The 16,701-nt window shown below is 55.3% G+C and carries 8 protein-coding genes; 1 reads left to right on the plus strand and 7 read right to left on the minus strand.

Going from position 1 to position 16,701, the window contains the following annotated elements; translation table 11 throughout:
• Positions 1-33: 33 nt before the first annotated feature.
• Both AC6I7T_RS27350 and AC6I7T_RS27355 read right to left on the minus strand, forming a co-directional pair.
• Complete coding sequence (locus AC6I7T_RS27350) at positions 34-8,397, minus strand: malectin domain-containing carbohydrate-binding protein (RefSeq protein WP_497790983.1); 8,364 nt, start codon at positions 8,395-8,397, stop codon at positions 34-36.
• 632 nt (positions 8,398-9,029) lie between these two features.
• Complete coding sequence (locus tag AC6I7T_RS27355) at positions 9,030-9,923, minus strand: MBL fold metallo-hydrolase (RefSeq protein WP_497790984.1); 894 nt, start codon at positions 9,921-9,923, stop codon at positions 9,030-9,032.
• Positions 9,924-10,036: 113 nt separating this feature from the next.
• On the opposite strand from AC6I7T_RS27355, the gene AC6I7T_RS27360 reads away from it, so the two are divergent.
• Positions 10,037-10,348 carry a hypothetical protein gene (locus tag AC6I7T_RS27360; protein ID WP_497790985.1) on the plus strand — a complete coding sequence of 104 codons (312 nt, stop codon included), beginning with the start codon at positions 10,037-10,039 and terminating at the stop codon, positions 10,346-10,348.
• A 255-nt stretch (positions 10,349-10,603) separates the two neighbouring features.
• On the opposite strand, the gene serB is transcribed toward AC6I7T_RS27360, so the two are convergent.
• The 5 genes from serB to AC6I7T_RS27385 form a co-directional block, all read right to left on the minus strand.
• Positions 10,604-11,854, minus strand: coding sequence for a phosphoserine phosphatase SerB (serB, locus tag AC6I7T_RS27365; RefSeq protein WP_497790986.1), 1,251 nt, complete (start codon positions 11,852-11,854; stop codon positions 10,604-10,606).
• A gap of 279 nt (positions 11,855-12,133) precedes the next feature.
• Entirely contained in the window at positions 12,134-12,904 is a 771-nt protein-coding gene (locus tag AC6I7T_RS27370; protein WP_497790988.1) for an ABC transporter permease, read from the minus strand.
• The gene (locus AC6I7T_RS27375; RefSeq protein WP_497790989.1) at positions 12,901-13,713 is read right to left on the minus strand and encodes an ATP-binding cassette domain-containing protein; all 813 of its coding nucleotides are present in this window, start codon (positions 13,711-13,713) and stop codon (positions 12,901-12,903) included. The genes AC6I7T_RS27370 and AC6I7T_RS27375 overlap by 4 nt, the downstream gene beginning before the upstream one ends.
• Positions 13,673-15,292, minus strand: coding sequence for an asparagine synthetase B family protein (locus AC6I7T_RS27380; protein WP_497790991.1), 1,620 nt, complete (start codon positions 15,290-15,292; stop codon positions 13,673-13,675). Before AC6I7T_RS27380 ends, AC6I7T_RS27375 begins: the two co-directional genes overlap by 41 nt.
• Positions 15,293-15,316: 24 nt before the next feature.
• The gene (locus AC6I7T_RS27385) at positions 15,317-16,696 is read right to left on the minus strand and encodes a hypothetical protein (protein WP_497790992.1); all 1,380 of its coding nucleotides are present in this window, start codon (positions 16,694-16,696) and stop codon (positions 15,317-15,319) included.
• Between the last annotated feature and the right edge of the window lie 5 nt (positions 16,697-16,701).

Below are 16,701 nucleotides of genomic sequence, written 5' to 3' on the forward strand. Positions count from 1 at the left end.
TCCGTAGAAAAGAGCTAATTCTGAAAAGGTGTGTTACCAGCCTACGGCGACCACCAGAGTCTGCGGGCCGGTGCAGGAAACATCGCTTGAATACCCGCCCGCGTCGTCATAGGGAAAGGCGTATTGCTGGCTGTTGATGGCGTTTGCATGCCAGAACTGCGCATAGTAGTCTGCCGGGTCCTGTTGATAGAACTTGCTGGGATTACTCCACATTGCTTGTGAAACAAGCTTCCCATCCGGCTTAAAGGTTCCCGGAGCGGCCGTATGCCGATAGATTGCCGCCGAGAGGTCAGGGTAATCTCCTAAGCCGTCGCCATTCGGCCCTGCAATCGGAATCGTAATGCCATTACTCGACCAGACCTGGGAGATGTAATTTGTGTAGTAATCCGCGTATGCGCCTCCTGCATCGAAACCTCCTCCTCCAGGATTGACGATTCGGTAAGGTGGCTGCGCCAGCTGCTGAAATTTCGGTGGCACTGAGGCGATATAGCGTTGGAAGGTGGCGGAGCGATCTTCGGCAAAGGTCGCGGCATTCTCTCCCACCGCGATGTCGGTGCCATCGGAGCAGGTAAGCCGGAAGGCCAGCTTCACTCCGAAGGCATCGACGCGGGTCGTGTCGCCATTGAAGAATGTCTGCCCGATGGTGAATTCAATAAAGTCGGCGTAGGGGCTGTTCTTCCCCTCGGGCCCAAGATAGAACTGCATGCGGCCGGAGGCATTCGCAGGCATGGCAAAGATCGATTGGTCCGCAATCGACTTTGTGGTTGTTACGCCATTGATGGTTGCGTCCCAGTAGACCTGACTATCGGGATAGCGTCCATTTGTCCGGTTCAGAATCTTGAACATCATGACTGATCCTGCTGGGGTAGGTGGAATATTGCTGCCATCCCAGAAGAGAGGATTCTGACCAAGCGCCAGCGTTGTAGCACTGGCCGGTCCGATGGGTGCCGAGGTGCTGGATGGATTTTGCGCCTCTACCTTGTAGTAGTAGGTCGTCGCAGGTGAGGCGAGTACGTCTTGAAAGGCATTAGCTTTTGCTGTGCCTATCTGGTTGCTGCCCGAGGGCGTGAAGTTTTGCGTCGTGCTGCGGAAGATCAGATAGGTGACAGGATCGGCTATCGTACTGGCTGGCCAGACCAGATCGACTTCGTTCGCAGATGCGGCGGTGGCCGTCAAGCTGGTTGGCTGCGCCAGTGTTGTAGCGCTTGCCTGGGCCGACACACCCGGCGATGTGCCATCTTCGTCGGCTGCTTCTACGACGTAGTAGTAAGTGGTGGAAGCCGGAAGATTGTTGTTGAAGAAACTGGTGCCCGTCAGATTGCTTGCAATCTGGTTGCTTAGCGATGGGGTGAATCCGCTGGTGGAGCTGGCATAAAGGTTGTAAGTAATGTTCGTGCAATTTGCCGGTGGAGTGATCGCGGGCCAGCTTAGTCCGATGATGCTGGAAGAAGCTGCCGTCGCGGAGAGACTGCTCGGAGCCGCAGGAACACTGATGCAGGAGTTTGCTGCGCGGGTCTGCGCTGTTGCCTCTGCCGAAGGAGCCGAGTTTCCGGCTGCATCGACTGCTTCCACGATGTAGTAATAGTTCGTTGCGGCGGTAAGTCCTGTGTTCGAAAAGCTTGTGCTCGTTAAGCCACTGGCAATCAGGTTCGCCGAAGATGGCGTAAATCCGCTGGTCGTGCCGCGATAAACGCTATAGGTGATAGAGCAATTTGGCGGAGGCGTGACTCCTGTCCAGCTTAGTCCGATGATGCTGGGCGAAGAGGCTGCTGCTGTTAAGCCGGTTGGCGCGGTTGTTGGAGTGAGCGTGCAGGGACTGGCCGCACCGCGTACTTCGACGCCGCTGGATTTCGGTTGATCGCTCGGTCCCCGGGTATAGGCAATCACGATCTGTCCACTGCTGTTTGCGGTTGCCGTGAACTGTTCCACGAGAGCTTTGTTCGCTCCCACTAAGGCGAAGATGTCGAAGTTACTCAAGACCGTTGTGCCGTTGATAGCCACATTGAAGACGCGGCTTCCGGCAGTGGTGAAGTAAGTCTCGGCAAAATGCAGCAGAACGGTATATTGCGCTCCGGGCGCGAGGCCGGGAATTGTGTAGTTGAAGGCACCATTCCGTTCGCTCTGATAGACGGCTGCTGGTGCGGCATTGGTTACACCGTCGGTAACAACGGCTTTGTTCGATGTCGAGGTTCCGCCGCCGTTAAAGAATTCGTCGGCTACAAAGGAAGCATCGCCGCCCATGGCATTGCTCACGGCAGGCCCGGCGGAGTTGATGGCGACAATCTCCACTCCACCTGCGACGGAGCCCTGTGTGATTGCAGAGGCTTGTGCGGAGGCCGTGGAGGCACCGGCTGCGTCGCTGGCAACAACGAGGTAGTAATAGGTTGTCGAGGCTGTCAGTCCGGAATCGGTGAAGGAGGTAGCAGTAAGTCCAGAGGCAACCTGATTATTGGAGGAAGGCGAGAAGCCTGAAGTTGTGCTGCGATAGACGTTGTAGCTGACCGAGCAGGGCGTGGGCGCCGAACTGGCTGTCCAGCTGATGCCAATCTGGCTGGGTGATGTCGCCGTAGCAGTTACGTTTCCCGGAGCAGCAGGTACCGTGCTGCAGGTAGCGGTGTTGGCCGTTACGGTGAGGACAGCGGTGTTGCTCACCGTGGAGCCCTCGGTATTGCTGACCACAACGTTGTAGTTCGTAGCATTGTTCTGCAAGGTAGTGGCCGCAGTCGTGTAGCTTGCCGAGGTGGCTCCGGTGATTGCCTGTCCATTGCTCTGCCATTGATAGCTCAAGGGAGCAGTTCCGGAGGCCACAACGCTGAAGGTAGCCGTCTGCCCGACGGTTACAGTTTGAGAGACGGGCTGCGTGGTGATGGTGGGCTTTGTCCCTGTCCCGGGATTACTTGTTGGAGGCGCCGGGGCGGAAGAAGAGCTGCAGCCGCTGAGGCAGGCGAGACCCACAATGCCTGTGAATAGAATTGCCAGCATCCGTTGGAGGCCGCGCCTCCTCTTTCTGCCCAAGAAGCAGAAGGCCATAGCCAAAGCCGATCCGGAAGAGGGGAGATTCGGCAGTTTGTGCCGATCCAGCGAGCTGGCAGAAGTAGAGGTCGTTACGGTGAGGGAGAAAGTCGCCGTATGTTGCAGTGTTCCTGAGGCTGCCGTTACGGACACGCTGGAGGTCGTGGATTGTGGGGGCTTGGTTCCTCCCGGAGCGGAGGAGTTCGGAGAAGAGCCGCCGCAACCGTTAAAGAGTGCCAGTCCGGCCAGACTTGCAATAAGGAACAGCATCAGTTTCAAACTTCGGCCTTTCTTTCTGCCAAAGAAGCAAAGCACAGCCGCGAGGACTGGACCCACGAGCCACGGTGAGGGCGTAGCGTGAAGCTCTGCTGTAGTAGCTGAGGTTTTCAGCGTCAGTGTCGAAGTAATCGCTCCGCTTGCTGTTACCGTTGTTGGGGCAAAGCTGCAGGTGACCCCTGCCGGTAGGCCGGTGCAGGAGAAGGCAACCTGCGACGTGGTTGGAAAGCCATTCTGCGGTGTAAGGGTCAGAACTTCTGTAGCCGTGCCTCCCGCTGTTACGCTGAGCGTTGGCGCAGAGACGGCCAGGGTGAAGTCCGGTACAGGCGCAGGTGGTGCAGCACTCACGCTGAGCTTGGCCGTATTACTGGAGACTGTTCCGGCTATGTTGCTTACATCGACGCGGAAGAGCGTGCCATCGTCACCCGCAACGGTTGCCGGAGTGGTGTAACTTGCCGAGGTGGCAGCAACGATAGCATTTCCGTTCTTATACCACTGATAGCTCAAGGGAGCCGTGCCGCTGGCTACTACGCTGAAGGTAGCTGTCTGCCCGGCGGTCACGGTTGCGGCCTGTGGTTGTGTCTGGATCGTTGGAGCAACCGTTGGTGCTGTGGTGGTGGCAACAACACAAAGCGTTGCTCCGGGATAATTGTCCGTCACCTGCCAGGAGGTGGTGCCGTCGAAATTGACCATCGCCGTTTCGCTGGCGTTGCTGGAGTAGACGGTCGAGGTCCAGGTGCTCCATACACCAGGGAAGGCACAGGTGGCATTGTTATCTCCACCGATGCTCAGCGCTTCTTCTTTGGTTGGCAGACGCATGTTGAGGCTCTCGCAATAAGCCTTGGCCCTGATGCCGGTAAACTGCGAGCCTGGAGTGGTATCGGTTTGTATGGTGCGGGTCCAGGTTAAACCGGTCTGGTTATCGGTCACCAGCGAGGCATTTGACGAGTTGATGGTGTAACGCTCGGAGGCGCCTCCACACTGTGCGATGTTGTACAGCTGAAATTCAAAGAGAGAGTAGCCGTACTGCGTGGCTCTCTGCGTGCCGTTCATGCGAACATAGCGGGCCTGGACGGTTTGGAAGTTAAGTGTCTCGGTACCGCCTGTGCCTGCGCTGTTGGTCGTTGCCACATCCCAGGTGGGATTCGTTGCCGGATCGGCACTCGTGTATTGGATCTGATACTGCTTCGCGTAGGCGTTTTCCCAGTTGAGGATCACGGTGTTGAACGACTGAACAGAACCGAGATCCACTTGCAGCCAGGAGGGATCGACTCCGGCTACCGGAGGTGTAGGCGCTGCATTTGCCGTAGCCGAGCCCCAGCGGGTTGTCAGGTCTCCGTCAACGGTGTTTCCCGCTCCCAGACATCCGGCTCCGGAGTTGGGCGGTGTCGTAGTGCCTTTACAGGGATTCTCGCTGCTACTGGAGGTTGCGGTCTTGTTCAATGCCAGATTGACGCCCGGAGGCGCCAGCGTAATCTGCGCAGCCGCGCTGGTCACCGGGACATTGGCGGCATTGTTCACCGTCACGGTATACGCGCCTACATTGGCAGAGGTAACGGCGGGAATGGTGTAAGTAATGGTATCGGAGGACTGTGTGTTGCTGGTCAGGACGATTGCGGAACCATTTGCAGGTGTGTACTTCCACTGATAGGTATAAGGCGCGGAACCCGCAACGACAGCCGTCAATTGAACGGGCTGATTTACTGAGACCATCTTGCTGGCCGGTTGCGTGAGGATTGAAACAGGCGTTGCTGCGTTAATCGTAACTACGGCGGTATCCGATTGCAGATGTCCGAGAGGATTGCTGACAATGACGTAGATGCTTACTGTTCCCGTTGCCGTAAAAACGGGCGTGGTATAGCTGGCCTGTGCTCCCGATTGCGCGAGCGCTCCGTTGAGGAACCACTGATAACTGAGTGCCGGAGATCCTGTAGCTGCGACCGATAGCGTTGCCGATTGCCCCACCACTACCGTTTGGGAAGCTGGCTGCGTTGTGATGGCGACAGTGGCTGGAGATGCCACCGACAAGGTGACCTCCTCCGAGTTTACCGAGCCGAAGCTGCTCGTAACCGTGACCTTGATGCGGTCGCCGTTTTGCGAGAGAGAAGTGGCGGCGGTGGTGTAGGTGGCGCTGTTTGTTCCGACGGCAGTACCGTTCTCGTACCACTGATAGCTCAAGCTTCCGGAGCCCGAAGCCGTGACGGTGAAGGTCGCGGGATAACCTGCGGTTGTGGCGGTATCCGCAGGAGCCACGATGATAGCCGGCGGCTGCGATTGCGAGGGCGCGGGAGGTGTCACTGAGGTTAGAGTTACACTTCCACTCGCCAGTCCGGGCGCGGAAGCTGTAACCGTTACCGTGCCTGGAGTGAAGGTACTGCGCAGAGCGATCTTCTGTAAGCCGCCTTCGAAGTTCAGTTCCTGATCTCCGGGAGAGTGGAAGAAGGCATAGGGCAATCCGGCAATTACGGTACTGCGTGCTTGAGAGAAGGCGTCCTGGTAGTAGTTCGTCCAGGAGGGATCGGCAACATATTGCTGCGTGCCTCCCATGTAGGTAGCCGGTCCTGTAACTGAGAAGGTGACATTATCCGCAGCTGTCGGCACAAGATTTCCGTTGGCATCGTGTACCTGAGCGGAGATGAAGGCGGCGTCGGAACCATTGGCCGTCCACTGGAAGGCCGAGCCATCGGGTTTAATCACATTCGGAACAACGGAGAGGACGATTTTGTTTCCCGCTCCCGCCGTGGTGCGTGAGTCGGTCGCGCCTGGGACGATGTTGCCGTTGAGGTCCAGGCATGCTGCCGTGACGGTGCCGGAAGTCCAGTTCACCATCCAATGAACCTGTCCGGGCATGACAGTCGTGTTCTGCGTCAGATCGGTATTGGAGCTTATGTTCCAGGGATTCGGCGTTTGATCGGCAAGTGCCGCGCCGGTGACGGGGTCTTTGGCTGCGCCATTGATCAGCAGGCGGACGGAAGGGCAGTTGCTGAAGGCGTTCACCTGGATCGGCGTGCCCGGGGTGTATTGGTAAGCGCGGTTCCAGTGGTGGGCCAGATGGACAACCGGTTTGATTGCGTAAGGAGTCCAGACGGCCTGATAGATGTAATAGAGCAGGCGCGGGAATCTGTTCGCGTCGACCGAAGAGTATCCGAGCGAGCGAACCATGTCCTGCATGAAGGTCTTGTTCTGGAATTCGGCATAGAGGCTGATCTCGCCGGGCGAATCGGCAAAGTACCATTGCGCCATTCCAAAGGCATTCGCCTGACGTCCCTTGCGCCAGTCGTCGAGATAGGGAGCGGCGAAGGCCAACTCATAATCCCAGGCCAGACCGCGCCCTGTACCCATGTTGTCCCAGTATTCGGCGCCGAAGGCCGGATTATCCGGGTACTGTTCTTTGTTTCCTACTTCGCAGCCCGCGCCGTCGCACTCGTCCATAAAGCCGTAGGCGGGCAGGTAGGCCCGCGATGCTTGAACGCGGGGATTGATCGAATCCCAGGTGGTTGCCATTGTTGCCAGATCTTTGGCAAGGCTCAGATTGTTGCCGCCGTTGTCCAGCTCCCAATCGAGAATGGATGGATGGCTGCGGTCGCGGATGATCATGTCGCGATGCAGCTCTTCTTTCATCGTGACATCGTCTGCCGCGGGAGTGTTGTTGAAGGCTCCTTCGCCGTCTCCACTGGGCTGGTCGATCATGATGCCGTAGGCGTCGGCGGCTTCGACGAGTTCTTCGCTGCTGGTCGAGTGGCCCGGCCTCCAGATGTTTCCTCCCTGTGCGGCGATCTGCTCCATGTCGCGCCATACCTGTTCATCGGGAACTGCGGAGCCGAGCGCGGGATAGTCGTAACGTCCGGAGCCGCCCCAGAGATACATGGCATGTCCATTGAAGTAGGGGAAGTTTGCATCCCAGGTAATGGTGCGGATTCCAAGCGGACTCTGCACCGAATCGACCACAACGCCGTTGACGCTGACGATGTGATAGACCTTGTACATATACGGCTTTCCGTAGATCGAGTTATTGGGATACCACAAGGTCGGATTCGGCACCGTAATCTTCTGATCGAACATCGGAGTCGGACCGGAAGGAAAGCTGGCAGGCGTCATAGCCGGAACCGATTGTGTAAGCGGCGGCGCAGTTACTACGACATTTCCCTTGGCATCGACAATCTGCGTGGTCAGAGTAACTTGCTGGGTCGTAGCCGTTTCATTGAGAACATTTGTCTGAACCTCTACGACAGCTGAAGTCGCCGTTGCCGTGCCCTCTGTAGCGGGGACTTCTGATACCGTTCCGACATAAGTTCCCCAGGTCTTCTGGTTTGAATAGACATTCAGTGGAATGTGAACCGGATTTGTGACGTACAGATAGACGTTACGGAAGAGTCCCGCCATGGCCTGACCGAAGCGGAAGGCTCCGGAGAAGCTTGGTTGTTTGAACCACGCATCGCCTCGTGAGACGTCGATGGCCAGAACATTGTCTGTAACTCCGTCCTTGTGCAGATAGGGGGTGAGGTCGACGATGACCGGGATGAATCCTACAACGTGAGTCGCTTGAGCATTCGCTGTAATTGCGCTGATGCCGGGTAACAGGGTTTCGTTGATAAAGACTTGTACTCCGGTGTGCGAGCCTTCAATCTGAACGAGGAACTTCCGGTCGGCATACTTCGGGTCTACTTTGAAGTGCAGCCGATACCAGTTCTGCTGGCCGTTAAGCGAGCCCTGACCTCCGCCCGAGGTTTGGTTGATGAAGGTTCGCGAAATATTGGCATCGTAGGGAAGCCCTATCTGGGTCCAGGTTGTGCCGGTATCGCTGCTTTCGGCAAAGGCCGGATCGGAGTAGGAGACAGAGTTCTTCGCGTTCTGAAACCACCAATGATCTTGAGGTTCATTGGATGTCGTCGTCGCATCGCCCAGATACTTCGGCACTCCGGCGGCAAGATTGATCGTCATCCGCTGCGAGACAGGGAGCGTAGGCTCAACCTGCTGTGCCGCTGCGCTTGCTCCGACGAAGAGAAGCAGGAATGTCCAGACCGTCCATAGTCTATGTGTCCTTTGCGGAGTATGCCTTGCATCGAGGGGATAAGTACGATCCTCGATAAGTGTGTGTTGACGATCCATGGATTCTCCTTCCGGACAGGACAAGATTGTAGGGGAACTTATATAAGGTTGTGCTTGGTGGCGTACTATGCATGTCAACTTAGGCGGGTCCTACCTATTGCCGGTAACTTTCGTAATAGTCGCGTAGGAAGCGGGTAGTGTAGGGATGATTGACAGGGAGAAGTTGACCCGCGATTGGTTCGAGCACGTGCAGTTACCTGGGATGGATTGAGTTGTTCCTACTACTCTACTTCAATTGTGGAATATCCCCTATGTCATTTTTTTTGAGGTGATGTCTGGCAGCAATCGTTTGTTTTGAGCGCCGTCATCGGGACAATCGTTGTCATGAGAATTTAATAGTCGATTAGATTTTGCTCAGGAAAGTGGCGGTCAGAAACCGACACCTTCTTGCGCTGATTCCTTCTTCTTCGTTTGCTACTTGCAAATGTAGAAACTTCAAAAGGCATCCTGGAGGGATGCCAAGACAATAGCCGCGGGTGAAGCGTAGCGAAACCCGGGGATACCAACGGCAAACGAAATCTCCGCCCCGTATGGGGCGGAACGAATCTTATCTTTGGTTTGCTGGGGTGGAAAGAAAGCCGCTTTTCACCCTATTGGGAAAGTTCACAGTATTTCGGGAAATGCTTTAGGCGCTACTGTAACTGCTTGTAGGCGTCCAGAACTTGTCTTCCTGAAAAGGGACCGCTGGCCCACAGAGCTACTTCCTTTGGGAAGACGAACTTATTCGCGCCGGGTTTTCCGTCTTTCATCTCGATCAGTTCCTCCGGTTTCTTGCCTTCCTTCATGGCCTGGCGGACTTCCCCTATCAGTAATTCCAGATACTCGCGTTGGCGGCTCATCAGCTCTTTGGTTCCGGGCTGGCCGTGTCCTGGCAGGACGAATTGAACATCCATTGCCTCGGCTTTGCGAATGATCTCGGGCCAGTTCGTCAGATGCGAGTCGAAGATGGAGTTATACGGTCCATTGGTGACTACATCGCCCGTACACAGAACCTTCTCTTTGGGTAGATAGACGAGGCCATCGCCTTTGGTATGTGCCCATCCGAAGTGATGGAACTCCACGCGGCGTGTGCCGTCGTCGAGGACGAAAGAGTCTCCGGGCAGGACCTGCTTTACCCGCTCGTCTTTACTCTTTTGCCGGTCGAGTTCTTCGTTGACCCCGGCAAAGGCCATGGTCGTGGCTCCGGCTGCGGTCCAGAAGGAGTTACCTCCGACGTGGTCGAAGTGATGATGTGTCAGGAAGACGTATTTCACCGGTTTCGGCGATAGGGCACGGCAATCGGCCAGAATGCCGGGGGCACTGTTCTTCGTCCCGGAGTCAACGACCAGCAGATAATCCTTCATCTCGACGATCATCGAATTTTCGGTGATGTCTGCCCCGTTGCCGAGGATGAGCGGTGCTCCGGTGCGAAACCACACTCCGGGGACGATCTGGCGAAGGTTCTTGGACTGTCCCCAGCCAGGGAGAGCCAGGAGAAGGAGGCACAGTGTTACGAAAACAGGACGTACAGCGCGGCTATTTTTCATGATCTTTCGGAAGCAGGGAGTGTACCATGTCCGATTCGAGGAAGAGAGATTTCTGGTGCCAGTCGGGCGGGGTTTGTGCGATTCTCTTTGGTTACTCTCGGGGGAGGGGAATCGTGAACCGTAAAGACGTGCTGGATACCGTCACCGGGTTCAGCAGAAAAGAAAAGATCCAATGGTTGGTCCGGCTTGGTTTTGCCCTGACCGTGTCCGCGCGTGACGAGTATCCCGCCATCAATCCCGATGGCGACCTGAATCACTTGATGGCCTTCAACGAAATGGCGCATCTGATCTACCAAGAGATCCTGCATGTGGAGACCGGAGAGAACTGGGCCATCGAACATCTGCTGGATAACTTGCACGCCGAGGCCGTGAACTATGGCATCGTTCCTGCCTTCCGTTCGGTAATTAATTCTTCGTTGAGTTAGAAGCGAAGAATATTGCGGTATCGGTAGCCGGAGGACTTGTCGTTGCAGAGAGCAGGGGTGCCCCATCTTCACGAGCGAAGCGAGTTAAGGTGGGAAAAATAGAAATTTCAATTTCGGTAGCCGTACAGAGCTAAATCTTTAAAGTGTCGCTCGGTTACCGATATGGAAGCCTCCGTTGACCCCACCTTAGCACGCTCCGTTACACTTCGCGGCGAAGATGGGGCACCCGAAATTCTTCTCTTAACGATTACGTATCTATATTTGTGACGATTCTATGGGTTCGGGCTCTTCCAGCGTGGCCATGTCGCGGTCGCGTACTCCGATCAGATAGAGTAGGCTATCCAGACCCAGGTGCGAGAGGGAATTGTCGGCATTCTGGCGGACAATTGGCTTAGCGTGGAAGGCGATTCCCATGCCTGCGAGGTTGAGCATCGGCAGATCGTTGGCGCCGTCGCCTACGGCAACGCACTGTTCGAGCGAGATGCCTTCCTTCTCTGCGATTTCACGCAACAACTGCGCCTTTCTTGCACCATCGACGATCCGGGAGACGATGCGGCCGGTTACGGCTCCATCGACGATATCCAGATCGTTGGCGTGAATGTAATCGATACCGAGCGTCTCCTGCAGATGGCGGGCGAAGAAGTTAAAGCCGCCCGAGAGAATAGCTACCTTATAGCCCAGCATCTTGAGAGTACGGATCAGTCTTTCGGCACCCTGTACGAGAGGGATCTTGCCGATAAGGCCGAGCACACGCTCTTCGGGCAGCCCCTTCAGGAGAGCAACGCGGCGGGTGAAGCTCTGCTGGAAATCGATCTCTCCGCGCATGGCAGAGGCGGTGATCTTGACGACTTCGTCGGCGACTCCGGCCATCTTGGCCAGCTCGTCGATGACCTCTCCCTGGATCAGGGTGGAGTCCATATCGAAGGCGAAGAGGCGGCGATTGCGGCGGAAGATGCTCTCGCGCTGGAAGGCGATATCGATAGCCAGATCCTGCGCGGCCTTCAGAAGGTCGGCACGCATCTGGTCTTCGTTCTTCGCCTGCCCGCTGACTTCGAACTGGATGCAGGCGTTAGCCTCCGGCGTGTGCAGGGTGAGCGAAAGACGGCGGGAGAGCCGTTCGATCAGGTCGATATTCATCCCATGAGCGGCGATGATCGTAGTAACGCGGGAGAGCTGTTGCGCCGTAATGGCTTGGCCGAGAATCGTGATGATGAAGCGGTCTTTGGCCTGCGAGATTGTCCAGTGATCCAAGGCATCCTGGGTGATGGGGGTAAAGCGTACCTGCAGGTCCAGATCGTGAGACTGAACGATCAGAGCATTGCGCAGCGGCGTGAAGTTGCATCCCTCGGGGATCTCGATCAGGAGCCCCAGAGCCAGCGTTTCATGCACAACAGCCTGTCCGATATCGAGGATCGCGGCATTGTATTCCGCCAACGTTGCGGTTAGCTGCCTCGTCATGCCCGGTTTATCCTGGCCGGAAAAGTGGATCAGAATCGTCTCGTTCATTGTTAATAGAGTAGCAGCAGAGGGAAGCAGTCAACCTTCCCCATTCTTCACGGAGGGGGAGAGGGGGAACAAGTCTTTGAAACAGAGTCTCGTATCACCATCCTCCTTGCCCTTGTAAATGCAGAAACTCCAGGGTGTGGGCGGGGACGCCCACACGACAGCCGGTCCTCCACCCCAGCACGCGAAAACCGCGCGTGCCGGGGACCCCGGCCTGGAGTCCGGCGGTACAAGGCGGTTTCTGAACGCCAAGGTTGTTCCCTACAAACTACAGGGCAGGCTTTAGCGCCAATTCGCGAGATATTTATCTAGCCGGTCAAGCCCTACGACGCACAATAAAACGCAGAAGATGAATACTACTAGTCCTGCGAGAATTCCGGTGACATCGTAGAGGCCGGAATTCCTCTGGATGAAGTGTCCCAGACCTTTATTGGAACTTATCAGCTCGGCGATGAAGGCTCCGATAAATCCGAAGATGATGGCGAGTCTGTAGGAAGGCATAGCTAATAAAAGACTGCCTCGCAGTATCAGACGGAGAAAGACATCAGTGCGGGATATCTCAAAGCATTGCGCCAGCTCGCGGTATTCTTCGTCAATGTTTTGTGCCGCCTGATAAGTCGATAGCAGCGCTATGAATACGACGGACAAGCATACGACAACCAGTTTTCCCGAGAAGCCTACTCCAAACCAAAAGACCAGAAGTGGGGCTACCGCAAAAATAGGAATGGAGGCGAAGGCGATGATGATTGGCTGCAGTGCCTCTCCTACCGTTCTTAGCCACCAGAGTGACAGTGCTAGGACAAATCCGATAAGCAGCCCGGCAACGGAGCCGATCAATACTTCCTCGCAAGTGGCTGCCGTATCGGGGAGAATCGTGCCGTGAAGGAGTTCGGAAAATACTCTGACGACGACCTCGAGAGGAGTCGAGTAGAAGAAGTGAGCCTTTGCATTGGAAGAGCCTGCCCATTGCCAGCAAGCAATCAGCGACAGCACCGTCAGCCATCGAAACAGATGAACCTGAAGTCTGGCTCGTGATTGGAGTGCCTTCCTCATAACAAAACATCCTCATAGTCGGAAATCAGATTGCGCATAATAAGTGGCATTCGCGGGGACTGACGCGCCTGCGAGGGGATGAACATGCGTAGTTCCTTCGGAATGCTGAGGAGTGAAGGCCGATGGGATGATCCAGCGGAAGGCAGTATCAGAACCTGGTCTGCATTGGCGGCGGCTTGATCCAGATCGTGCGTAACGATGATTGCCGAAATCGAATCGGCACGAACACGGTCGAAGAGATAATCTTCAATCTCAAGGCGGTGTATGTAGTCGGTGCTGCTCAAGGGCTCGTCCAGCAGAAGCAGTTCCGGTTTTCCGAGCAGAGCTCTTCCAAATGCAGTCCGCTCCTTCAGTCCGCCGGAGAGATGGCTTGGATATTCTGAAAGATGATTCTCTAACCCAAGCAGCTTCACAACGTCCTGAAATTGAGTACTGGCTTCGACACTTGAGTCATGTCCAAACATCAAGTTCTTTCGCACATTGAGCCAGGGCGCAAGTTTCAGGTCCTGAAACATAAATCCCATTCGCGGCTTCCGGGCTCCGTCATGATATCGTATGTTCCCGCTGGAGGGTTCGAGCAGTCCGGAGATAAGGCGCAGAAGCGTCGTTTTGCCGCACCCGCTGGGCCCCGTTATCGCCAAGGTCTTTGACGACACTAATGTGACCGAGACAGCATCGAGAACTGGCCTGGTTTTTGTCCCATGCTGGAAGGTGTAGCTAACGGCTTCGACTTCAACTGCAGTTTGGTCGGCCATATTTGTATCCGTGTTAATGCGTTCTTTCGAGTTGCGCAAATCGGGGTTGGTCATATTCCTCCGGAATTGCAAAGCCCAGCGAGGTAAAGATCTGCACGTAGAGTGCGCGCTCATCTGTTCCGGTATTGAGCGGGAATGCTTTGGGGAATTTGCTTTTCACCGACGCCAGAGATTCGCCTCTTGCACGTAATAACTCGCGCGACCGGATGTTGATAATGGGATCGTCCATTTCTACGCCGCCAAAACCGGCTCCGTAGGCGAGCGTTGCCTTCCGGCGCAGCACGATTTCATCCGGAAGCCTTCCGGCATACGCTTCGCGAAGGAGCGCTTTCCCCAGCCAGATTCCACAAGAGGTGAGCTGCTTCTCATACGCGGTGAGCTGTGAGGCAAAGCGGACGACGGACTCATCGAGGAAGGGAACACGCACCTCGACCGTGTGCGCCATTCCTATGCGATCCACACGCAGGAGCTGGGTTCTGTATAAGTCTCTAAGCAAAAGACTGGCGAGATACTCCGGGTCGGCTGCATTTGCAAAATCGGCGTAGCCCCAGAAGAGTTCGTCTGCACCCTCTCCGCAGTATGCGACTCGAAAACCGTCAGCCGCGATCTTCTGGATGACGTGATACTGAATCGCCGCATTGCGGACAACATTGGGTTCAAAGGTCTCGACGTGATAAATCACATCGCCGAGAACGTTGAAAAGATCGTCATAGGAGATCTGTACCTCGCGGAGAGGGATCTGCCGTTCGGTGCACAATAACCTCGCTGCGACGATATCGGAATTCGCACTTGAACGGGAGGTGTCGGTGCAGTAACCCGTGTACGCTACAACCGGCTGCCGGGAGGTCCTATATTGGGCTAACTCGTAGGCAATGATGGAACTATCGATTCCGCCGCTGCAAAGCGTGGCAACAGGCAGATCTTCCACCGGCCATTGAGCTTTTACAGCAGCAGCGATTACGTTACGAAGGGAGGCGGCTTGCATGTCGTGAGATTGTGCTGAGCCTGCCAGCAACTGCTCGCGGACGTCTTTCGTTTTCTGCTCAGCCCATTCTCCACCGAAATGTGTAAGTACCACCAGCTCTCCAGGCTTCACTTCCCGAACAGAGATAAGCGTTTGACCGAGAAAGGCTTTGAGCTCCGATGCGATCAAGATCCCGTTCGATGAATGTGCCAGCCAAAGCGGCTTGATTCCAACGTGATCGCGAAGGATCTTGACGACCGGCGTGGACTCGGCGGTGTCGTGGAGGACGAGCGCATACATTCCCCGGCATTGCAGGAGACGTTCCTCATGAGAGCTGTCGTCTTTCGACGATCTATAGAGCAGTGGTAAGACTGCGGTATCGCTCTCCGTGTTAGGGATAGCTGTACTCCGAAAGGAATCGATATTGTAGATTTCGCCATTCAGAAGCGCAGCGACTGAGTAGTCGCTGTTGTAGGAGGGCTGATCTCCTGCGATAGGGCTGCGAATGGGAAGCCTGACACATCCCATAACGGACATGCCGACAACACTCGACCGAGAGAGTGCGGAGAAGCCTCGATGCTCCAATCTTGCCAGCATGAGGTCGACAGTCTTTTGAGCCCAATTGTTCAGGTTCTTGTTATTGAAGAAGACTGCTGCTATACCGCACATGATTCCTGAATCTCCCAACTATAATTACGTGTAGATCAAGTGATGAAAATCTTCGGAAGCAGCACTGCTCTCGTACTGTAGCTTTGTAGCTAGATCGGGCTGACTGTAAACAAGGGATTTTCTCAACGAATGTGCGGCAAAGATACCGGCAGCCCATGCCTGACTTGCTGTACCCCACCCGGGTCGCTTGTAATCGGTCGTATCTGCAGGTAAAGGCGTATTCCTTACCAGACGGGCAAGCACCGATTCGCATACTTCCTTTTCGAATCCGGCAAGGAGTCTCCGCTGCTCCAGTGTCTGTTTGCAATAGGAGAGGCGGTTCGGATCCTGAAGACGTGCAACTGCCCGGTCCAAAGCTCTTCGCAGCCGAATCGGGATAGTTGGATTTTCATAAATCATTTCTTGTGTTACCAGGAGTCCCGAATATATCAGGGGCGGTCCGAAGTCTTTCAGGATTTCCTCGTACTCATGAGGGAAGAAGTATCTTGCCCCTCGCTGGAGCGCCATTTCACAGTGCGGCTCCCATAACATCATGACGTCATACTGCATCAAGAGAAGTTGCAGCCCGTCTTCGATATCTTTACGGATTTCGCTTTCGCCGAATTTTGCCTCGGAATCGCTGAGTTCGACTACCGTGGCAGACATCCTGGACGATTTGCTCAGCCGCGGCGATACGAGGCGCTTGGCCACAAGCTGGGCAAGCACATGGGTCGTACTTGGGGCACGATAGGCAGCAACCTGAACCTTGTTGCTTTTTCTTGATGCTGCATCGGTACTGCCAATCCAGTTAAGCGTCATGGGCCACGCCGCCACCCTGTTGCAGAGCGGGTAGATCATCCGCAAGCTGCTGTTTGCGAAGCACATGTATGGATCGCAGATAGCGATGCCGTTCTTGGCGTTCTGCAGCAGCATTCTGGCCGTGTTTTGATCGTCCAGGCTAGAGAGAGAGGAAGTGATTGCAATGTTCTCTTCCTGGAGATAGCCAAGATCCTCTGCTAAATACAAGGGAAGATAGGCGAGAAGGTTCTTGAAGGCTATCAGCGTCAGATTGTCGGTAGTTCGAGAAAGAAGCAGCAGTTCGTGGGCCTTTAGCGCTCTGGTATTGTTTTCAATTGCGGCTTCGAATTTGTCAATTTTGTCGGTTTCGAGCCTGTCGATCTTTTCGGCAAGTCTTCTATGTGAGGTGGCATTTTCTCTTCCGGCATCGATCAGATAGAAAAGAGCTCCAATGAATATGGCGAGTACGGATGGTACAGTCAGTTGCTCCTTTATTAGATCGTAGAGGGGGATAGTAACTCCAATTAAGGTGCCGATAGCTGCCCAGGGGTGCTCTTTGATGACGCGTTTTGCAGTCTCGCCACGACTGGGTGTTTGTGTTTTGGTTGCTTGCTGATCGTCTGCCATAGAGA

The organism is Humiphilus diazotrophicus (assembly GCF_059726315.1).